The sequence below is a fragment of the Patulibacter defluvii genome, from assembly GCF_034096925.1.
Taxonomy (GTDB): domain Bacteria; phylum Actinomycetota; class Thermoleophilia; order Solirubrobacterales; family Solirubrobacteraceae; genus Patulibacter; species Patulibacter defluvii.
The window spans coordinates 1-19,810 of the sequence record NZ_JAWZSQ010000015.1 but is presented as its reverse complement, the minus strand read 5'-3'; the positions used below and the strand labels follow the sequence as shown (position 1 = coordinate 19,810).

At 74.7% G+C, this 19,810-nt stretch carries 17 protein-coding genes; 3 read left to right on the top strand and 14 right to left on the bottom strand.

Annotated elements, in window-relative coordinates; genetic code table 11:
* Positions 1 to 64: 64 nt before the first annotated feature.
* Positions 65 to 529: a DUF6328 family protein gene (locus SH587_RS15360; RefSeq protein WP_320671512.1), complete on the bottom strand. Its 465-nt coding sequence runs from the start codon at positions 527 to 529 to the stop codon at positions 65 to 67.
* Between the two features lie 10 nt (positions 530 to 539).
* Positions 540 to 1,562 carry a tryptophan--tRNA ligase gene (gene trpS / locus SH587_RS15355; protein ID WP_320671511.1) on the bottom strand — a complete coding sequence of 341 codons (1,023 nt, stop codon included), beginning with the start codon at positions 1,560 to 1,562 and terminating at the stop codon, positions 540 to 542.
* 108 nt (positions 1,563 to 1,670) lie between these two features.
* On the opposite strand from trpS, the gene SH587_RS15350 reads away from it, so the two are divergent.
* Positions 1,671 to 2,588, top strand: a complete 918-nt coding sequence (locus SH587_RS15350; RefSeq protein ID WP_320671510.1) for a universal stress protein — start codon at positions 1,671 to 1,673, stop codon at positions 2,586 to 2,588.
* A 259-nt stretch (positions 2,589 to 2,847) separates the two neighbouring features.
* A complete protein-coding gene (locus tag SH587_RS15345; RefSeq protein WP_375341774.1) occupies positions 2,848 to 3,699 on the top strand; it encodes a C1 family peptidase in 852 nt (283 codons plus the stop codon).
* Positions 3,700 to 3,728: 29 nt separating this feature from the next.
* Here SH587_RS15345 and SH587_RS15340 read toward each other — a convergent pair whose 3' ends face one another.
* The 12 genes from SH587_RS15340 to murC all read right to left on the bottom strand — a co-directional run bounded on the left by SH587_RS15340 (position 3,729) and on the right by murC (position 18,766).
* A complete protein-coding gene (locus tag SH587_RS15340; RefSeq protein ID WP_320671508.1) occupies positions 3,729 to 3,989 on the bottom strand; it encodes a helix-turn-helix domain-containing protein in 261 nt (86 codons plus the stop codon).
* A gap of 70 nt (positions 3,990 to 4,059) precedes the next feature.
* Positions 4,060 to 5,862, bottom strand: a complete 1,803-nt coding sequence (locus tag SH587_RS15335) for an ABC-F family ATP-binding cassette domain-containing protein (RefSeq protein WP_320671507.1) — start codon at positions 5,860 to 5,862, stop codon at positions 4,060 to 4,062.
* A gap of 66 nt (positions 5,863 to 5,928) precedes the next feature.
* Positions 5,929 to 6,849, bottom strand: coding sequence for a fatty acid desaturase (locus tag SH587_RS15330; RefSeq protein ID WP_320671506.1), 921 nt, complete (start codon positions 6,847 to 6,849; stop codon positions 5,929 to 5,931).
* A gap of 212 nt (positions 6,850 to 7,061) precedes the next feature.
* Complete coding sequence (locus SH587_RS15325; protein WP_320671505.1) at positions 7,062 to 8,303, bottom strand: RsbRD N-terminal domain-containing protein; 1,242 nt, start codon at positions 8,301 to 8,303, stop codon at positions 7,062 to 7,064.
* 77 nt (positions 8,304 to 8,380) lie between these two features.
* Positions 8,381 to 10,012, bottom strand: coding sequence for an aminomethyl-transferring glycine dehydrogenase subunit GcvPB (gcvPB, locus tag SH587_RS15320; RefSeq protein WP_320671504.1), 1,632 nt, complete (start codon positions 10,010 to 10,012; stop codon positions 8,381 to 8,383).
* A complete protein-coding gene (gcvPA, locus tag SH587_RS15315; RefSeq protein ID WP_320671503.1) occupies positions 10,009 to 11,409 on the bottom strand; it encodes an aminomethyl-transferring glycine dehydrogenase subunit GcvPA in 1,401 nt (466 codons plus the stop codon). The genes gcvPB and gcvPA overlap by 4 nt, the downstream gene beginning before the upstream one ends.
* Positions 11,410 to 11,538: 129 nt before the next feature.
* The gene (gcvH, locus tag SH587_RS15310; RefSeq protein ID WP_320671502.1) at positions 11,539 to 11,925 is read right to left on the bottom strand and encodes a glycine cleavage system protein GcvH; all 387 of its coding nucleotides are present in this window, start codon (positions 11,923 to 11,925) and stop codon (positions 11,539 to 11,541) included.
* Positions 11,926 to 11,970: 45 nt separating this feature from the next.
* A complete protein-coding gene (gene gcvT, locus SH587_RS15305; RefSeq protein WP_320671501.1) occupies positions 11,971 to 13,068 on the bottom strand; it encodes a glycine cleavage system aminomethyltransferase GcvT in 1,098 nt (365 codons plus the stop codon).
* Between the two features lie 40 nt (positions 13,069 to 13,108).
* Positions 13,109 to 14,737: an AMP-binding protein gene (locus SH587_RS15300; protein WP_320671500.1), complete on the bottom strand. Its 1,629-nt coding sequence runs from the start codon at positions 14,735 to 14,737 to the stop codon at positions 13,109 to 13,111.
* An 89-nt stretch (positions 14,738 to 14,826) separates the two neighbouring features.
* Complete coding sequence (ftsZ, locus tag SH587_RS15295) at positions 14,827 to 15,939, bottom strand: cell division protein FtsZ (protein ID WP_320671499.1); 1,113 nt, start codon at positions 15,937 to 15,939, stop codon at positions 14,827 to 14,829.
* 201 nt (positions 15,940 to 16,140) lie between these two features.
* Positions 16,141 to 17,331, bottom strand: a complete 1,191-nt coding sequence (locus tag SH587_RS15290; RefSeq protein WP_320671498.1) for a cell division protein FtsQ/DivIB — start codon at positions 17,329 to 17,331, stop codon at positions 16,141 to 16,143.
* 67 nt (positions 17,332 to 17,398) lie between these two features.
* The gene (gene murC / locus SH587_RS15285) at positions 17,399 to 18,766 is read right to left on the bottom strand and encodes a UDP-N-acetylmuramate--L-alanine ligase (RefSeq protein ID WP_320671497.1); all 1,368 of its coding nucleotides are present in this window, start codon (positions 18,764 to 18,766) and stop codon (positions 17,399 to 17,401) included.
* A 263-nt stretch (positions 18,767 to 19,029) separates the two neighbouring features.
* On the opposite strand from murC, the gene SH587_RS15280 reads away from it, so the two are divergent.
* Positions 19,030 to 19,810: rRNA adenine N-6-methyltransferase family protein (locus SH587_RS15280; protein ID WP_320671496.1), on the top strand; the 781-nt coding region annotated here is incomplete at its 3' end.

Here is a 19,810-nt window from a genome sequence, read left to right as displayed (position 1 = left end):
GGCCGGACTGTACCCCCGAATCGGCCGTGCACCGCCGAAGTTCACCTGGGTGAATCGCGCGATTTCACCCGCCGAGGCGGCGCCGCCGCCCGAGCGGCAGCAGCAGCCAGAGGACGGCCAGCCAGCCGGCGGTCCAGACCGCCGGAACGACCGCCACCCAGCCGTCGAGCACGCGGTCGCCGACCATCACCGCCGCCGCGGTCAGCGCGATCGAGGTCGCCGCCGACCCGGCCAGCAGCAGCCGCGAGCCGACCGCCACCAGCCACGCCGCCTGGCCGTGGTGCAGCAGCACCCGGTGGAGCACGCTCGGGGCGAGGAAGAACCCGGTCCCGAGGATCGCCGCCAGCAGCGTCACGACGTAGGTGTCGCGCTGGAGGCCCTGGAGGTCGGCGCTGAACGGCACCGCCAGCAGGAAGCCGGTGATCACCTGCACCCCGACCGCGGCGACCCGCGTCTCCTGGAGCAGCTCGGCGATCTGCCGCGTGTGGCGCTCGCTGTCCGTCTCCCCCGTGCGCGGCTGGCTGCTCATCGGCCCCCGATCAGGCGCGCGGTCCCACGCCCATCGCCTCGCGGACGTCGGCCACCACCGGCCGGGCGATCGCGCGGGCCTTCTCGGCCCCGATCGCCAGCGCCCGCTCGATCGCGGCCTCGTCGCCGCGCAGCTCCGCGTAGCGCTCGCGGATCGGGGCCAGCAGGGCGTTGACCGCCTCGGCCGCCTGGCCCTTGAGGTCGCCGTAGCCGCGGGCGTCGGCCAGCGACGCCTCGACCTCGTCCGGGGTCCGGTCGGTCGAGGCGGCGAGGATGTCGATCAGGTTCGCCACCCCGGCCTTGCCCTCGCCGCGGCGGATCAGCGGCGGGTCGTCGGAGTCGGTGACCGCGCGCTTGAGCTTCTTCTCGGTCGCCTTCGCGTCGTCGAGCACGTAGAGCGTGCCCTCGATCGAGCCGCTCGAGGTCGACATCTTCTTCTCGGGGGTCTGGAGATCCATGATCCGCGCGGCGACCGTCGGGTAGACGCCCTCCGGGACCTTCAGGATCTCCTGGCCGTCGCCGGCGAAGCGGGCGTTGAAGCGGAGCGCGATGTCGCGCATCAGCTCGATGTGCTGTCGCTGGTCGTCGCCGACCGGTACCCGATCGGCGCGGAAGGCCAACACGTCGGCGGCCATCAGCACCGGGTAGAGGAAGAGCCCGGCCGAGACCAGCTCGCGCTGCTGGGCCGACTTCTCCTTGAACTGGTGCATCCGGTTGAGGTCGCCGTGGGCGGTGACGGCCGTCAGCAGCCAGGTCAGCTCGGGGACCTCGGGCACGTCGCCCTGGCGGTAGAGGATCGAGCGCTCGGGATCGAGCCCCGCCGCCAGCAGGATCGCGACCGTGTCGTAGGTCCGCTCGCGCAGCTCGGCCGGGTCGTAGGCGACGGTCGTGGCGTGCAGGTCGACGACGCAGAAGATCGCCTCGTCGCCGGCCGCCGCGGCCTGCTCCTGCCCGGTGACGTAGTGGCGGATCGCCCCCAGGTAGTTCCCCAGGTGCTTGCGACCGGTGGGCTGGATGCCGGAGTAGACGCGCACGAGCCGCAGCGTACCCCGCCCGGGCCGCCGTTCGCCGTCCCCCACGGGGGGCCGCGGGCCACGCGATAGGTTCGTGTCCTCCACCCGCCCCCTTCCCAGGAGTCCCACGTGTTCCAGCAGATCCTCGTCGGCTGCGATCGCGGTCCCGGCACCGCCGACGCGCTCCAGCTGGCGGCCGAGCTGGCCCAGCTCGACGACGCCACCGAGCTGCTGCTGGTCCACGCCTATCCCCCGGCCCCGACCCGCTTCGGCCGCCGCGGCAAGGAGGAGGAGCTGGACGACGCGCTCCACGGCGAGGGGATGGAGCTGCTGGAGCGGCTGCGCGAGCGGCTGCCGGAGGAGCTGCGCGGCCGCGTCGAGCTGCTGTCGCTGCCGGTCGCCTCGCCCGCCTACGCGCTCCACGACGTCGCCTCCGGTCGCAACGCCGACCTGATCGTCGTCGGCCCCGCCCAGCACGGCCCGGTCGGCCGGCTGCTGCTGGGCAGCGAGAGCGTCGGGATCGTCCACGGCGCGCCCTGCCCGGTGGCGATCCCGCCCCGCAGCCACGGCCACCACGGCCACGCCGGCGACGCGACCCGCGCGATCGCCCCGATCGGGGTCGGCTACGACGGCTCCAGCGTCAGCGACGAGGCGGCCGAGCTGGCCGCCCGGCTGGCGGTCGCCCAGGGCCGCTCGCTGGACGTGATCGGCGTGGCGGAGATCGTCGCCTGGCCGCCGACGCCGGGCGCGATCGCCCCGGTCCCGGTCGACCCGCTGGTGGTCGAGCGGCAGGTCCAGGAGCTGCTCGACGAGCGGATCGCCAGCCTGCCCGAGGCGGCCCGGCCGCGCGCGATCGCCGTCCACGGCTCGGCGGTCGACGAGCTGGTCGAGCGCTCGTCGGAGCTGCACCTGCTGGTGGTCGGCTCGCGCGACTACGGGCCGCTGCGGCACGTGCTGCTGGGCAGCGTCTCGCGGCCGGTGCTCGACGGCGCCAACTGCCCGGTGCTGGTGGTGCCGCGGTCGGTGGTGCCGGACGAGGCCGCCTGACCCTCGCCGGCGGCCGCTGGGGGCCAGCCCCGATCGCGACCGCAGATCGGGGCCAGCCCCGACGACCGCGGCCGCCGGCGGGCGGATGCTCGGGCTCCATCCAGCGACCGCCGCCGCGGCGGTCCGTCCCCGGCGAGGAGCCGCCGCCATGAACCCGAGCACCCTGGTGCCGACGACGCACCAGCCCCCGTCCCCGGTCGAGCCCGATCTCGACTCGGCCGCCATCGACCCGCCGGTCCCCGAGCAGCCGCCGCGGGCGATGGGGTGGCTGCGCGACCTGCCCGACGTCCGCGACTACACCGTCGCCAGCGCCGAGGTCGCGCCGCTGCTGGCCGGGACCCCGATCGCCGGCGACCCGGCCGCGCTGCCGGCCAGCGCCGACCTGCGGGCCTGGTGCTCGCCGATCGAGGACCAGCGCACGATCGGCTCCTGCACCGCCCACGCCGCGGTCGGCCTGGTCGAGTACTTCGAGCGCCGGGCCTTCGCCCACCACCTCGACGGCTCGCGGCTGTTCGTCTACAAGACCACCCGCGACCTGATGGGCGTGACCGGCGACACCGGCGCCTACCTGCGCTCGACGATGGGCGCGCTGGCGCTGCTCGGGGTCCCGCCCGAGAAGTACGCCCCCTACGACGTCGCCCGCTTCGACGACGAGCCGACGCCGTTCCTCTACGCGTTGGCGCAGGCGTTCCAGGCCCTCACCTACTACCGGCTCGATCCGAGCGGGACCGCGCCGGCCGACGTCGTGACCGCGGTCAAGCGCCACCTCGCCGCCGGACTGCCCGCGATGTTCGGCTTCAGCTGCTACTCGTCGCTGCGGGCCGCCAGCACCACCGCCAGCGGCAAGATCCCGTTCCCGGTCGCCAGCGAGTCGGTGATCGGCGGCCACGCGGTCGACGCGGTCGGCTACGACGACGGGATCACGATCGTCAACCCGGCCGCCCGCCGCGCGACCACCGGGGCGTTCCTGATCCGCAACTCCTGGGGCAGCGGCTGGGGCATGCAGGGCTACGGCTGGCTGCCCTACGAGTACGTGCTGCGCGGGCTCGCCGTCGACTGGTGGGTGCTGGCGAAGGCGGAGTGGCTGGAGACCGCGCCCTTCCAGGCCTGACCGGGGGGCCGTCGCGCGGCGGGGGGATCTCAGGCGATCGCCTCGTGGGCCGCCCAGCGGCGGGCGGCCACGACCCGCCGGTGGATGCTGCGCGACGGCGCCAGGCCCAGCTTCAGGTAGATCCGGTGGATGTGGTGCTCGAGCGTCTTGCCGCTGATCCACAACCGCTCGCAGATCTCCTCGTTCGAGCAGCCGCAGGCGACCAGCCGCAGGACCTCCTGCTCGCGGTGGGTCAGGTCGGCGATCCCCTCGCAGGACGCCGGCGTCGGCTCGCGGACCAGTTGCTGCATCGTGGCGCCAGCCTCGCGCGCCGCCGCCGCGGGCGCATCGTGGTGCCCACCACGATCCTTGGCCGCGGGCTCAGCCCTCCAGCAGCGCCGAGGCCTCCAGCCAGGCGGCCTCGGCCTGCTCGCGCTCGCCGTGGAGCCCGCTCAGCTCCTGCTGCAGCTCGCGCAGCCGGCCGTGGTCGGTGGCGCTGGCGGCCATCAGCTCGTGCAGCTCGGCCTCGCGGGCGTCGAGCTTCTCCATCGTCCGCTCCAGCCGCTGGACCTGCTTGCGGGTGGCGTGGACCTCGGCCCCCGAGAGCCCGGCCTCCGGCGCCGCCCGCTCGCCGCGGCGCGGGGCCGCGGCCTGCTCGGCCAGCGCCCGCCGCTCGCGCACGTACTGCTCGATCCCGCCCGGCAGGTGGCGGATCCGGCCGTCCGTGTCGAGCCCGTGGACGTCGTCGCAGACCCGCTCGACGAAGTAGCGGTCGTGGCTGACGACCACCAGCGTGCCCGGCCAGCGGTCGAGCAGGTCCTCGAGCGCGGTCAGGGTGTCGATGTCGAGGTCGTTGGTCGGCTCGTCGAGCAGCAGCACGTTCGGCTCCTCCATCAGCAGCCGCATCAGCTGCAGCCGCCGCCGCTCGCCGCCGGAGAGGTCGCGGACCAGCGTCCGGGCCTTGGCGCCGCGGAAGCCGAAGCGGTCGCAGAGCTGGGCCGCGGTCAGCTCCTGGCCGTCGCTGGTGGTGGTCGCGCCGCGGATCTCCTCCAGCGACTCCAGCACCATCAGGTGGCCGGGGATCTCGGCGGTGTCCTGCGACAGGTGGGCCAGGCGGACGGTGGTGCCGCGGTCGACGCTGCCGCTGGTCGGGGCGATCGCGCCGCCGAGGACGTTGATCAGCGTGGTCTTGCCGGCGCCGTTGACGCCGACCAGCGCCACCCGGTCGCCGGGGCCGAGCCGCCAGGTGACGTCGCGCAGCAGCGTCCGCTCGCCGAAGCGGACGCCGACGTCGACCGCCTCCAGCACCTTGTCGCCGAGCCGGGCGCTGGCGAAGCGCAGCAGCTCGACCCCGTCGCGGGCGGGCGGCTCGTCGGCGATCAGGGCGTTGGCCGCCTCGATCCGGAACTTCGGCTTCGAGGTCCGGGCCGGCGGGCCGCGCCGCAGCCAGGCCAGCTCCTTGCGCATCAGCTGCTGGCGACGGTCCTCGCGGGCGGCGGCCTGGCGGTCGCGCTCCGCCCGCGCCAGCACGTAGGCCGCGTAGCCGCCCTCGTACTGGTGGACGGTGCCGTCGACGACCTCCCAGGTGCGGGTGCAGACGGCGTCCAGGAACCAGCGGTCGTGGGTGATCACCACCATCGTGCCCTTGCGGGTGGCCAGGTGGTCGGCCAGCCAGGCGACCCCCTCGACGTCGAGGTGGTTGGTCGGCTCGTCGAGCAGCAGCAGGTCAGGGCTGTCGAGCAGCAGCTTGGCGAGCGCGATCCGCCGCCGCTCGCCGCCGGAGAGCGGGTGGATGACGGTGTCGAGCCCGTCCGGGAAGCGGGTCACCGCGACGCCGCCGAGCAGCCCGTCGAGGACCGAGCGGAAGCGGGCGTCGGCCGCCCACTCGTGGTCGGCGCGGCCGCCGACCAGCTCGTCGCGGATCGTCTTCTCCGCGTCGAGCTCGTCCTGCTGGCCGATCGTGGCCAGGTGGAGGCCGCCGACGCGGGTCGCCTGGCCGGCGTCCGGCGTCTCGAGCCCGGCGATCAGCCGCAGCAGCGTCGACTTGCCGTCGCCGTTGCGGCCGACGATCCCGATCCGGTCGCCCTCGTCGACCCCCAGCGTGACGCCGCTCAGGACGGTGCGGCTGGCGTAGCCCTTGTCGACGTCCTTGAGGTTGACGAGGTTGCGCGGGGCGGCGGCCATCCGTCCCCCATCTTGCCGCCTCGGGCCGGTCCTCCGTCGGCCGGCCCTCGGTGTCGGTCCCGGTGGCTAGTGGTGGTCCTCGACCAGCTCGCGCATCCGCCGGTACTCGTCGGCGGTGATCTCACGCCCGCCGAGGGTCGAGAGCGCCGGGTCGCCCTCCAGGTAGTCCGGCTCGTTGCGGCGCCAGACGGCGAGATAGCGGTAGAAGGGCACGATCGGGTGCAGGTGGTGGACCAGGTGGTAGTTCTGGTAGAGCAGCAGCGGCGACACCCACCGCTCGCCGCCGATCCGGTTGCGGGTGGTCTTCAGCCGGTCCTCGGTCGGACGGTGGTGGAGCCCGTTGTGGGGCAGGTAGTCGAAGGCGTAGGCCAGCCACGCGATCGCGAGCCGCGAGGGGACGAACAGCAGGACCAGCCACTCGACGACGTGGCCGGTGGCGATCAGGGCGACCGGGATCAGGATCCCCAGCGCCATGAAGGTCAGCGCCTCGACCTGCTCCTTGGGCCGGCGGGTGCGCAGCTTCGGCAGGTAGAAGGCGACGTAGGCGTAGTCGATCGACACCCACCGCAGCGGCCGCTGCCAGGCGGGCCCCTCCATCGTGTAGTGGTCGGGGTCGGCACCGTCGTCGTGGTTGGTGAACCGGTGGTGCTGCATGTGGATGAAGCGCCAGACCGGGAACGCCGCGTGGAGGGCGAAGAAGGGGGTCGACAGGCGGCCCATCAGGTCGTTCAGCCACTTCACGCGCGACGCGGAGTGGTGGCCGGCGTCGTGGGCGACGGTGAACAGCAGGTAGCTGGCGATCGCGTTGATCGGGATCACCGCCCACCAGGCCAGGGCGTCGCTCAGGTAGAGCGCCGAGCTGCCGATCCAGGCCGCCATCCCGACGACCAGCAGCACCAGCGTCGGGGTGGCGACGACGGGGACTGGCTCGTCCGGATTGGGGATCCGGCGGACGGTGACGGGGCTGTCGGCGGGAACGCTGGACATCGACTCCTCCGGGGGGGGGTTGACGGTGTGTCGAACCGTACGCCGCCGCGGGGAGGCCGACCACCGCCACCCCGCCCACACCGGTGTGCAGCTTGCACACCGGCTGCCCGCCCTCTCCGCTCGCGTGGCGGTTGACCCCCGGCGTCCGGGGGCGATCCGCCACGCGAGCGGAGGTGGGGCGAGGCGAGGGAGGCGGCGCGGGCGGGCGGGGGTCAGTCGAGGACGGCGCGGTCGAGCGCGTCGGCCAGGACGAGCGCGGCCAGCAGCTCGGTCGGGCGCTCCTGGATCGGTCGCCCGCGCAGGCCCTCGGCCCGCCGCACCCGCTGGAAGACGGTGTTGCGGTGGACGGCCAGCTGGTGGGCCGCCGCCCCCGGTCCCCCGTGCGGCGCGACCACCGCCAGCAGCGTCCGGCGGTCGCGGCGGGTGGCCGGGTCGTCGGCGGCCAGCGCGCCCAGCTCGGCGCGGACGAACGCCCGCGCGGCGTCGAGGTCGCGCGACAGCAGGTCGATCAGGGCCACGTCGCCGTAGACGGTCAGGGCCGGCGTCGGGGCGCCGATCAGGCCGGCCACCCGCCGCGCCCGCTGGGCCTGGTCGTGGCTGGTCCGGAAGCCGTCGATCCCGCCCGCCGGCTCGCCGAGCGCGACGCCGACCTCGGGCGCGGCGTGGCGCAGCCGCTCCAGGGTCGCGGCCCGGTCGAGCGGCTCGCCGGCGTTGACCCAGCCGGCCAGCGTCTCCGGATCCTCCGGGACCAGCAGCGAGCGAGCGGCGCCGTGGGCGCGGGTCAGGGCCGCCGCGGCTCGCTCCAGCTGGGCCGGGTCGCCGGCGGTCCAGCAGACGAAGGCCACCTGCCGGGGGCCGAACTGGTGGCCGAGCGACTGCTCGGCGGCGGCGCGGTCGACCGTCTCCCCCGCCAGCACCGTCCGGACGACATCGGCGCGGACGACCGCCACCCGCCGCTGCCGCCGCTCGCGCTCGGCCAGGTACTCGTTGCCGACCTGGCCGGAGACGACGTCGATGTAGTGGAAGACGAAGGCCGCGGTCTCGCGCATCGCGTCGACCAGCTGGTCGCGGTCGTCGATCGCCGTCACCAGCTCGGCGCTCCAGCGCTCCCAGAAGTAGGCGTGGCCGACGCGGTAGAAGCGCAGCGTGGCGTCGATCCCGTGGCCGCGGGCGGCCATCCGCCGGGCGTGCTCCAGCGCCGCGATCGGCGCCTCGGTGGCGGAGACCGGGATCCCGTGGCGGATCATCGAGAGGATCGCCTCGACGTTCGACGCGCACGAGGCGAGGGTCAGGTCGGAGATCTCCGGATCGGCCGACGCCTGCGGGATCCGCGCCGTCAGGTAGGCGTGCATCTCGCCCGCGATCGTGTCGAGGTCGCGGGCCCAGGCGCCGGCGAGCTGCCGCACCTCGGGCGTCGCGATCGGCGGCGGGATCAGCCCGCGCTCGGCACTCATGGGGCGAGCCTGCCAGACCGGCGCGCCCTGCGCCGCCTCCCGCCCCGGACGGGCGCGGAAGGCGGCGCGACGGACGCTCAGTCGAGCGGCTGACGGATCACCGGCCGCTTGGCCGCGCCGGCCTCGTCGAGCCGGCGGACCGGCGTCGAGTAGGGCGCGTTGCGGGCGATCGTCGGGTCCTCGGCGGCCTCGCGGAGGATCTCGGCGATCGCCTCGGCGAAGGCGTCGAGCGTCTCCTTGGCCTCGGTCTCGACCGGCTCGACCAGCAGCGCCTCGTCGACCAGCAGCGGGAAGTAGACCGTCGGCGGGTGGAAGCCGTGGTCGAGCAGCCGCTTGGCCAGGTCGAGCGTCTTCAGGCCCAGCTCGCGCTTCATCGGCTCGCCGGAGAGGACGAACTCGTGCATGCAGCGCTTGCCGAAGGCCAGCGGCAGCTGCTCGCGGACCCCCAGCTGCTCCAGCTTCGCCAGCAGGTAGTTGGCGTTGAGGACGGCGATCTCCGACGCGTCGCGGAGGCCGCCGGCGCCGAGGCTGGTGATGTACGTGTAGCTGCGGACGAAGCAGCCGTAGTTGCCCTGGAAGCCGCGCAGCTTGCCGATCGAGCGCGAGCCCGGCTCGCCCTCGGGGAGGTCCTGGGCCCGCTCGACCAGCGAGTAGCGGTGGCCCTCGAAGCCCGTGGAGGGGTCGGCGTCGGGAGCGAGCGGCTCGCGCCGGATCACCGGCAGCGGCAGGTAGGGCGCGATCCGGTCGGAGACGGCGATCGGGCCCGAGCCGGGACCGCCGCCGCCGTGCGGCTGGGTGAACGACTTGTGCAGGTTGAAGTGCACGATGTCGAAGCCCATGTCGCCCGGGCGGGTGATGCCCATGATCGCGTTCAGGTTCGCGCCGTCGTAGTACAGGACGCCGCCGACCCCGTGGACGATCGCCGCGATCTCCTCGATGTTCGGGTCGAAGATCCCCAGCGTGTTGGGGTTCGTGAGCATGATCAGCGCGGTCTGCTCGTCGGCCTTCGCGCGCAGGTCGTCGAGGTCGACGCCGCCGTCGGGGTTGGTCGCGACCTTCACGACCTCGAGCCCGGCCATCGTCACCGTCGCCGGGTTCGTCCCGTGGGCGGTGTCGGGCGTCAGGACCTTGGTCCGCGTCTCGCCGCGGGCCTCGTGGTAGGCGCGGGCCAGCAGCACGCCGGCTAGCTCGCCGTGCGACCCGGCCGAGGGCTGGAGGCAGACGTGCGGCAGGCCGGAGACCTCGGCCAGCTGGCCCTCCAGGCCGTGCATCAGCGCCAGCGCGCCCTGGGCCCGCTCCGGCGACTGCAGCGGGTGCAGGCGGGCGTGGCCGGGCAGCGCGGTGACCCGCTCGTGCAGCCGCGGGTTGTGCTTCATCGTGCACGACCCGAGCGGGTAGAAGCCGGTGTCGAGGTCGAAGTTGCGCCGCGACAGCCGCACGTAGTGCCGGACCAGCTCCGACTCCGTCACCTCGGGCAGCCGCGCCGGCGCGCTGCGGCGCAGCTTCGCGGGCAGGATCTCGTCGAGCGGGACCTCGGGGACGCCGCTGGCCGGAGCCACGAACGACCGCCGGCCGGCCGCGCCCTTCTCGAAGATCGTGGTCGCGTGGTCGCGCTGGATCGGGTTGACCGAGCTGGTCGGCGCGGCCAGTGGACGGGGATCGGAGCCGCCCGCGGCGGGCAGCAGGCGCTCGTCGGCGACGGTGCTCATGCGGGGACCTCCGTCCGGGTGGCGGCTCGCTGGGCGGCGATCGCCTCGCTCAGCAGCTCGGCCAGGCGGTCGATCTGCTCCTTCGTCCGCTGCTCGGTCAGCGCCACCAGCAGCCCGTCGGCGTGCTCGTCGCCGAGCAGCCGGCCGAGCGCCAGGCCCGGGTGGTAGCCCCGCGCCTGGACGTGGTCGACCAGCGCCGGCACGTCGATCCCCGGCAGCCGCAGCGCGAACTCGCGCACGACCGGCTGCTCGTGCAGCAGCTCGACGCCGTCGATCGCCGCCAGCGTGGTGCGGGCGTAGTGGGTCCGCTGGACCAGCAGCTCGGCCAGCTCGGGCAGGCCGTCCTTGCCGAGCCAGCCGAGGTAGACCACGCCGGCCAGCGCGTTCAGGGCCTGCGAGGTGCAGATGTTCGAGGTCGCCTTCTCGCGGCGGATGTGCTGCTCGCGGGTCTGGAGCGTCAGCACGAAGCCGCGGCGGCCGTCGACGTCGGTCGTCTCGCCGGCGATCCGGCCCGGCATCCGCCGCAGGAAGCTCTCGCGGGCGGCGAAGAAGCCGAACGAGGGGCCGCCGAAGTCGAGCCGGTTGCCGAGCGTCTGGCCCTCGCCGACGGCGACGTCGATCCCGACCTCGCCGGGCGGCGCCAGCACGCCGAGCGCGATCGGGTCGTAGGCCCCGACCGTCACCAGCTTCTCGCCGCCGGCCTGCTTGGCCGCGGCGGCCAGCGCGGCGACGTCCTCGACCGCGCCGAGGAAGTTCGGCTGCTGGACGATCGCGACCGAGGTCGCCTCGTCGATCGCCGCCGCCCAGGCGTCGGCGTCGGTGGCGCCGTCGCGCAGCGGCACCACGACCAGCTCGCTGCCGTAGCCCTTGGCGTAGGTCTCGAGCGTGGCCAGCGTGTGCGGATGGGCCCCGGCCGAGACGACGATCCGCGTGCGGCCGTTGTGGAGCTTGCCCAGGTAGGCCGCCGCGGCGACCGCCGAGGGACCCTCGTAGACCGACGCGTTGGAGACGGGCAGCGCGGTCAGCTCGCTGATCGCGGTCTGGTACTCGAACATCACCTGCAGCCCGCCCTGCGAGACCTCGGGCTGGTACGGCGTGTAGGGCGTCAGGAACTCCGAGCGCCCGAGCAGCATGTCGATGATCGACGGGACGTAGTGGTCGTACATCCCGGCGCCGAGGAAGGTGACCTCGTCCTCGGCCGAGACGTTGGCGGCCGACAGGTCGCGCAGGTGGGTGTACACCTCCTGCTCCGAGCGGCCGTCGGGCAGGTCGAGCGGCTCCTGGCGCAGCAGCGCGGCGGGGATCTGCTCGGCGAGCAGGTCGCTGATCGAGCTGACCCCGACCGCGGCGAGCATCGCCTCGCGGTCGGCGTCGGTGGCGGTGGTGTAGCGGGTCACGTCAGTCGCGGTCCGGTGTGGCGTTCGGGTTCGGGGGGCCACCGCGCCAAAACCGCGGAAGCCCGGGAGCCCGGCCGTCCGAACCGCGCCCGCGGTCCGGCCGGACCGGGCGGTCCAGCAGGCGTTCGGTCAGCCGAGGGTCGCGACGTAGGCGTCGCGGTCCAGCAGCGCGTCGACCTCGCTCGTGTCGGTCAGACGGACCTTGACGAGCCACCCCCCATCGTACGGGTCCTCGTTGATGGCCTCGGGCCCGTCCTCGAGGGCGCCGTTGACCTCGATGATCTCGCCCGAGAGCGGGGCGACCACGTCGGAGACCGCCTTCACCGACTCGATCTCGGCGTAGGACTCGTCCTTGGTGACGGTCGCGCCGACCTCCGGCGGGTCGAAGAAGACGACCTCGCCGAGGGCGTCCTGGGCGTACCAGGTGATCCCGAAGACGGCCGTGTCGCCGTCGATTCGGGCCCAGTCGTGCTCGGCGTGGTACTTCAGGTCCTCGGGGTAGGAGGCGTCGGCCATCTCAGGGTCTCCTGGAGCGGGGTTCGGTGGTGGAAGCGGGTGGGGCTACGCCTGCGGCGAGCGGTAGAGCGGCTTCTGGGCGATCTCGGCCGGGCGGACCTTGCCGCGGACGTCGACCTCGATCGCGACGCCGGGGGTCGCCTGCTCGGCGGGCACGTAGGCCAGGCCGATGCCGGTCTCCAGCGACGGGGAGTAGCCGCCGCTGGTGACCACGCCGCCGCCGACGACCGGGTTGCCCGGGCGCGGGATCCCCTTGTCGACGAAGCGGAAGGGGACCAGCTTCTCGGCCGGGCCGGCCGCGCGGACGGCGCGGGTGGTCTCGGCGCCGATGTGGCCGGTGTCCTCCTTGACCGCCCAGCCGAGGCCGGCGCCGATCGGGTCGCGGTCCTCGGTGAGGTCGTTGCCGTAGAGGTGGAAGCAGGCCTCGAGCCGCAGCGTGTCGCGGGCGCCGAGCCCGGCCGGGACGGCCCCGGCGGCCAGCAGCGCGTCCCAGACGGCGGGCGCGGCGGCGGGCGGCAGCAGGATCTCGACCCCGTCCTCGCCGGTGTAGCCGGTGCCGGCGACCAGCGCGTCGACCGCGTCCGCGCGCTCGCCGTCGCCGACGTGGACGCGGGCGATCTGGAACTTGCCGGGAAGAGGGTGGTGGGCGACCGACTCGACGATCGCCCGCGCCCGCGGGCCCTGGACGGCGAGCATCGCGTAGTCGTCAGCGGCGTCCTCGACGGTGACGTCGAAGCCCTCCGCCTGCTGCCGGAACCACGCCAGGTCCTTGCCGTGGTTGGCCGCGTTGGTGACCGTCAGGTAGGTCTGGTCGGCCAGCCGGTAGGTGAAGAGGTCGTCGATCACGCCGCCGTCCTCGCGCAGCAGCAGCGCGTACTGCGAGCCGTGGACCTCGATCTTGGCGACGTCGTTGGAGAGGATCCGCTGCAGGAACTCGAGCGCCTGCGGGCCGTAGGTGCGGATCTCCCCCATGTGCGAGACGTCGAAGACCCCGGCGTCGCCGCGGACGGCCAGGTGCTCCTCCTTGACGCCGACGTACTGGACCGGCATCTCCCAGCCGGCGAACGGCACCAGCCGCGCCCCGGCGGCCACGTGGGCGGCGTGGAGGGCGGTGCGGCGCAGGTCGGTCGTCTCGCTGGTCACGGGCGCCACCCTACCAACGGGCCAGGCGCGCTCCGGGCCCTCAGCGACGGGCCGCCTCGCCCAGGCCCAGCAGCTCGATCGCCCGCTCCCGCATCAGGTACTTCTGGACCTTGCCGGTGACCGTCATCGGGAACTCGTCGGTGACGTGGACGTAGCGCGGCACCTTGTAGTGGGCGATCGTGCCGCGGCAGAAGTCGCGGATCGCCTCGCCGTCGACGGTGGCGCCGGCGCGGGGCACGATCCAGGCCATGATCTCCTCGCCGAAGCGCTCGTCCGGGACCCCGATCACCTGCACGTCGGCGACGTCGGGATGGGTGTAGAGGAACTCCTCGATCTCGCGCGGGTAGACGTTCTCGCCGCCGCGGATGATCATGTCCTTGCTGCGGCCGACGATCCGCAGGTAGCCGCCGTCGTCGATCGTGGCCAGGTCGCCGGTGTGCATCCAGCCCTCGCCGTCGATCGCCTCGGCGGTCCGCTCCGGGTCGTTCCAGTAGCCCCGCATGACGCTGTAGCCGCGGGTGCAGAGCTCGCCGGTCTCGCCGCGGGCGACGGTCTCCCCGCCCGGGTCGACGACCTTCACCTCGACGTGCGGGTGGACCCGGCCGACCGTCCCCACCCGCTGCTCCAGCGGGTCGTCGGCGGCGGTCTGGGTCGACACCGGCGAGGTCTCCGTCATGCCGTAGCAGATGGTCACCTCGCTCATGTGCATCCGCTCGATCACCTGCCGCATCACCTCGGCCGGGCAGGGCGAGCCGGCCATGATCCCGGTCCGCAGCGTCGACAGGTCGTGGTCGTCGAAGCCGGGGTCGGCGAGCATCGCGATGAACATCGTCGGCACCCCGTAGAGCGACGTGCAGCGCTCGGCCGCGACCGCCCGCAAGGTCGCCGCCGGCTCGAACGCCTGGGCCGGGATCACCACGCAGGCTCGGTGGGCGAGCGCCGCGAGGGTGCCCATCACCATCCCGAAGCAGTGGTAGAAGGGCACCGGCACGCAGATCCGGTCGTCGGGCCCGTAGCGGCAGCCATTGCCGACCAGGAAGCCGTTGCCGAGGATGTTGCGGTGGGTGAGCGTGGCCCCCTTCGGGAAGCCGGTGGTGCCGCTCGTGTACTGGATGTTGATCGGGTCGTCGGGGCCGAGCGGCTCGCCGGCGCGCTCGACCGCCGCCGGATCCTGGCTGCGTCCGTCCTCGATCAGCGCCGACCAGCTGGGGTCGTCGAACCAGACCACGTCGGTCAGCTCGGGCAGCTGGTCGTGGACCTCGGAGAGGATCGCCACGTAGTCCGAGCTCTTGAAGCTGCGGGCGGCGATCAGCATCCGGCAGCCGGACTGGTCGAGCGCGTAGCGCAGCTCCGACGAGCGGTAGGCCGGGTTGATCGTCACCAGGATCGCGCCGATCCGGGCGGTCGCGTACTGGACCAGCGTCCACTCGGCGCGGTTCGGCGACCAGATCCCGACCCGGTCGCCGCGCCCGACGCCGCGGGCCAGCAGCCCGCGGGCGACCTCGTCGACGGCGGCCAGCAGCTCGCCGTAGGTCAGGCGCAGGTCCTGCTCGCAGGCCACCAGCGCCTCGCGGTCGGCCTGCTCGGTGGCCGCGCGCGCCAGCTCGCGACCGATCGTCTCCTGCGGGAGCGGCGGCTGCTCGCCGCCGCGGACATGGGACAGCTCCACGGGTCTCCTCCTCCTGGAGCCGACCCTAGCCCGCCCGCCGACCCGGGACCGACGAATCGGTCCTTAGGTCGGGGGTCCCCGCCCGTGGCCTAGCGGAGGAAGGCGGGGATGTCGATCTCGTCGTCGCCGATCTCCAGCGACGAGCGCTGGCGCTCGGCCCGCGGCACCCGGTCGCGCTCGGCGGCGCGGCGGGGACGCTCGCTGCCGCGCTGCGGCCGCGAGGCCGACTGCGACGGGGCGGCGCTGCGGCCGCGGCCCTTGTCGAAGCCGGTGGCGATCACGGTCACGCGGACCTCGTCGCCCATGTCCTCGTCGATCACGGCGCCGAAGATGATGTTGGCGTCGCCGTCGGCGGCCTGCTGGACGATCTCGGCGGCCTCGTTGACCTCGAACAGGCCCAGCTCGCGGCCGCCGGTGATGTTGAGCAGGATCCCGGTCGCGCCCTCGACGTTGTCCTCAAGCAGCGGGCTGGCGATCGCCGCCTTGGCCGCGTCGCCGGCGCGGGTCTCGCCGCCGGACTGGCCGATCCCCATCAGGGCGGTGCCGGCGTCGTGCATGACGGTCCGGACGTCGGCGAAGTCGAGGTTGATCAGGCCCGGGATCGTGATCAGGTCGGTGATGCCCTGGACGCCCTGGCGGAGGATGTTGTCCGCCGAGCGGAAGGCCTCGAGGATCGAGGTCCGCTTCTCGACCAGGCCGAGCAGGCGGTCGTTCGGGATCACGACCATCGTGTCGACGACCTCGCGCAGGCGGTTGATGCCCTCCTGCGCCTGGCGCATCCGCTGGCTGCCCTCGAACGAGAACGGCCGCGTGACGACGCCGACGGTCAGCGCGCCGATCTCGCCCTTGGCGATCTCGGCGATCACGGGGGCGGCGCCGGTGCCGGTGCCGCCGCCCTCGCCGGCGGTGACGAAGACCATGTCGGCGCCCTTCAGCGCCTCGCGGATCTCGTCACGCGACTCGGACGCGGCGGCGTGACCCACCTCGGGGTTCGCGCCCGCACCGAGACCGCGGGTCACCTCGGACCCGATGTTGATCTTGATGTCGGCGTCGCACATCTGCAGCGCCTGGGCGTCGGTGTTGCAGGCGACGAACTCCACGCCGCGGAGACCGGCATCGATCATCCGGTTGACGGCGTTGGTTCCGCCGCCGCCGACACCGACGACCTTGATGACGGCGAGATAGCTGCCAGTGGCATCCATGAGTGTGAGTCTTTCGGTCCTCGGGGTGCGCTTGAAGGTGATGCGGGTGGGATTCCGTCCGGCACGCAAACGCCCGGGAACGCCCAAGCTAGGGACGTTCGGAGCGAACTGTCAATCCCAAGTGTAGGCACGCAACGGGGCTTGCAGCGTCACGTCTCGACGTCGACGGCAGCCTCAACCACCATGCCCTAACGCTCTAGTTCAGGGTTGGGCCTGGGTTCCCTGCGGCGTGGTGGTGCCGGGAGTCGCCCCACCCCCGACGGCTCCCCCGGTCCCCGTTCCGGTGGCTCCGGTCGAGGTCGAGGTGGTGCCGCGGGCGGTCGCCCCGCCGCCGGTCGCCGTCGCGTCCGGGCCGGTCGCGGCGGTCGCGCCGCCGCTGGTGGGGGTCTCGGCGGTGCCGGTGCCGGTGGCGCCGGTGGCCCCGCTCGCGGCGCCCCCGCCGGCCGTCGTCCCGGCCCCCGTCCCGGCGCCGGAGGCGGTCTGGTCGGCGGCCCCGCGCGAGGCGACCACCCCGCCCGCGGCCGGCTGCTCCAGCTCGCGGAGCGCGTCGTCGCCGGCGCCCTGGCGCAGGTCGGGGGCCTTCGTGTTCGCCTTCGGCAGCGTCGGCACCGGCCCGCGGCCGGCGACCGGCTGCTCCGGCACGCGGAGGTCGATCCACGTCGCCCCGGCCGACGACGGGTCGGCGAGCACGGCGGCCGCCGCCGCCCACTTCGCCCGCAGGCGGTGGTCGTCGCGGAAGAGCAGCGCCGGGCCGTCGACCAGGCGGACGGTCGTCAGGTGCTCGACCCGGGCCACGCGGGCCAGGATCGGCGCCGGGGCGACGCCGAGGATCGCGACCGCCTCGCGCTGGCTGGACAGCAGCCGCTCGCCGTTCGCGCGGCCGCCCTGGATCACCGGCAGCTGCCCGGCCGGCCAGTCGGGGAGCAGCCGCCCGTCGGCGGAGACCGCCACCCGGCCGCTGCCCTGGGCGATCGCGCCGACGGCGAGCCGCTGGTGGACCTGGACCTGGACTCCGTGGGGGAAGCGGGTCTCGACCTCGACGCCGGTGATGCTGGCGTCGCCGGCGACCGCGCGGCGGACGCTGGCCTCGTCGAAGCCGAGGGTGCTCTGTCCGCTCGCCGCGCGCTCGATCGCGCGCCGCAGCTCGGGCGCGTTCGGGCCCTGGACCCCGACGACGGTCACGTTCTGGACCGCGCTGAGGCCGGTCAGCCGCAGCAGCAGGTAGATCGCCGCCACCAGGCCGAGCGCCGCCAGCGCGACCGTCCAGGCCATCCGCCGCGACGGTCCGGGAGCGCTCAGCCGCCGCGCGCCGCCGCCGATCCGGGGCAGGCGCGGCAGCGGCAGGGCGCTGCCGGCCTCCTGGAGGCGCGCGGTGAGGGAGTCGAGCGGCATCGCGTCCCCGTTCGCCGCCGAGGCCCTGGCCCCTTCCGCGATCGACGAGCGGGCGAGCGGCCGCTGCTCAGGCGACCAGGCCGCGGGCGACCGCGTCGACGTCCCCCGCCCCCATGCAGAGGCAGAGATCGCCGGCCCGCAGCAGCGCCGGCAGCCGGGCGATCGCGTCCTCGATCGTCGGCAGCCAGGCGACGGTGCGGCCGTCGCCGGCGTCGATCGTGGCGCGGACGATCGTGCGGCCGTCGACGCCGGGGAAGTCCCGGGCCCGCTCGCGGGCCGGGTAGACGTCCAGCACGCAGGCCAGGTCGGCCAGCGCCAGCGCGGCCCCGAACTCGGCGGCCAGGAACTGGGTCCGCGAGTACAGGTGCGGCTGGAAGACGGCCACCACCCGCCGCGGCGCCAGGCTGCGGGCGGCCTCGATCGTCCGCGCCACCTCGGTCGGGTGGTGGGCGTAGTCGTCGATCACCGCCACCCCGTGGGGCCCGACGCCGACCTGCTCGAAGCGGCGGCCGGTGCCGGGGAAGTCGACCATCGCCGCCGCCGCACGGGCCGGGTCGGCGCCGGCGAGCGCGGCGGCGGTCAGGGCCGCGGTCGCGTTCCAGGCGTTGTGGATCCCCGGCTGGCGGAGGGCGACCTCGCGGCCGTCCCACTGGAAGCGGCTGGTGCCGTCGGCGGCGTGCAGCTCGGCGACGTCGTAGCGGCGGGTGCGGCCGGAGTCGGTCGCCGGCGGCAGCACCCGGTCCAGCTCCCGGCGGTCCCAGACGATCCGCTCGCCGGCCTGGCCGAGGAAGGCCCGGAACGCCTCGTCCAGCTCGGCCCGCGAGCCGTAGGTGCCGTGGTGGTCGAGCTCGACGCTGGTGACGACGGCGATCTCGGGGTGGGTCTCCAGGAAGCTGCGGTCGGACTCGTCGGCCTCGACCACCAGCCACGGATCGGCGCCGACGTGGACGTTGCGGCCGGTCGAGCGGAGGATCCCGCCGACCAGGTACGAGGGATCGTGGCCGGCGCCCTGGAGCGCGTGGACGACCATCGCCGAGGTCGTCGTCTTGCCGTGGGCGCCGGCGACGGCGATCACCCGGTGGGCGGCGCAGACGTCGCGCAGCAGCGCGTGGCGCGAGAGGTCGGGCAGGCCGCGGCGGCGGGCCTCGACCCGCTCCGGGTTGTCGTCGGGGATCGCGGTCGAGCGGACCACCTCGACCTCGCCGGCGGGGACGTTGGCCGCGTCGTGACCGATCGCGACCGCGATCCCGGCCTCGCGGACGCCGGCCAGGTAGCGGCTCTCGCTGCGGTCGGAGCCGGTCACCTCGGCCCCCAGGCCCTTCGCCAGCACGGCCAGCGCGCTCATCCCGGCGCCGGCGATCCCCAGCACGTGCAGCCGCCGCCCGGCCCAGGGGCGGGCGTCGCGGTCGCGGCCGGCGGGGGCGGAGTCGGACACGCCGGGCAGGCTACGGCACCGACGGCGACGGGCGCCGCTATCGTGGGAGCCGATGTTGGCCATCGCCAGCCGCACGATCGCGTTCAGCCGCCTGCGCGGCGTCTGACCGCCGGCGAACGACCGCAGCCGCTGCCGCCCGCCCCCGCGGACGGCGCCCCGCTCCTCCTCGCCGGTCCTCCCGGGCGCTGACGCCCGGGCACGACGCTCGTCCGCGGCCGGCCTCCGCCCGCCGTGGACGTCCCCGTCCCGGCAAGGAGGCCACCGTGTCCCGCCGCCGTCCGAGGCCGTCGCGCCTCGCTCCGAACCCCTCCGGGGTTCATCTCCTGCACTCCCCCACCGTCCTTCGCCAGCTGGTCGCCGGCACGGCGCCGGGATCGCTGGTCGTCGACCTCGGCGCCGGTCCCGGCACGATCACCGCGGCGCTGGCCGCCCGCGGTGCGTCGGTGCTGGCGATCGAGCGCGATCCGCGCTTCGCCGCCGTGCTCCGCCGCCGGTTCGCCGACCAGCCGCGGGTCCGCGTGGTCGAGGCCGACCTGCGCCGCGCCCGGCTGCCGGCCCGCGCGCGGGTGGTGGCGAACCCGCCGTTCGCGCTGTCGACCCTGCTGCTGCGGCGGCTGCTCGGCGGATCGGGGCCGCCGCACCCCGGTGCCGACCTGCTGGTCGAGCACGGCTTCGCCCGCCGCGCGACCGCCGCCGCCGGTGCCGAGAGCGCCTGGTGGGCCGCCCGCCACGAGCTGCGGCTGCTGCGGCCGGTCGCCCCGAGCGCCTTCGCGCCGCCGCCGCGGGTCGCCGCCGCCCACCTGCGGATCCGTCCGCGGCCGCCGCTGCCGCCGGCCGAGGAGCGGGCGCTGCGGGCGCTGGTGGTCCTGGCCCACGGCCGGCCGCGATCGGCCCGGGCGGTCGCGGTCGAGGTGCTCGGCGCCCGTCGCGGACCGCGGACGCTGCGGGCGCTGGGCGTCGACGGCGGAGCGCCGGCGCGGACGGTGCCGGTGAGCGCCTGGCGGGCGGCGGTGCGACCGGTCGCGGGCGCGGCTCCGCGGCGGC

Bases quoted from the DNA above. Each gene is read 5' to 3' on its own strand.
- SH587_RS15360 (WP_320671512.1), bottom strand. From the start codon at position 529: ATGAGCAGCCAGCCGCGCACGGGGGAGACGGACAGCGAGCGCCACACG.
- SH587_RS15345 (WP_375341774.1), top strand. From the start codon at position 2,848: ATGGGGTGGCTGCGCGACCTGCCCGACGTCCGCGACTACACCGTCGCC.
- SH587_RS15340 (WP_320671508.1), bottom strand. From the start codon at position 3,989: ATGCAGCAACTGGTCCGCGAGCCGACGCCGGCGTCCTGCGAGGGGATC.
- SH587_RS15335 (WP_320671507.1), bottom strand. From the start codon at position 5,862: ATGGCCGCCGCCCCGCGCAACCTCGTCAACCTCAAGGACGTCGACAAG.
- SH587_RS15330 (WP_320671506.1), bottom strand. From the start codon at position 6,849: ATGTCCAGCGTTCCCGCCGACAGCCCCGTCACCGTCCGCCGGATCCCC.
- SH587_RS15325 (WP_320671505.1), bottom strand. From the start codon at position 8,303: ATGAGTGCCGAGCGCGGGCTGATCCCGCCGCCGATCGCGACGCCCGAG.
- gcvPB (WP_320671504.1), bottom strand. From the start codon at position 10,012: ATGAGCACCGTCGCCGACGAGCGCCTGCTGCCCGCCGCGGGCGGCTCC.
- gcvH (WP_320671502.1), bottom strand. From the start codon at position 11,925: ATGGCCGACGCCTCCTACCCCGAGGACCTGAAGTACCACGCCGAGCAC.
- ftsZ (WP_320671499.1), bottom strand. From the start codon at position 15,939: ATGGATGCCACTGGCAGCTATCTCGCCGTCATCAAGGTCGTCGGTGTC.
- SH587_RS15290 (WP_320671498.1), bottom strand. From the start codon at position 17,331: ATGCCGCTCGACTCCCTCACCGCGCGCCTCCAGGAGGCCGGCAGCGCC.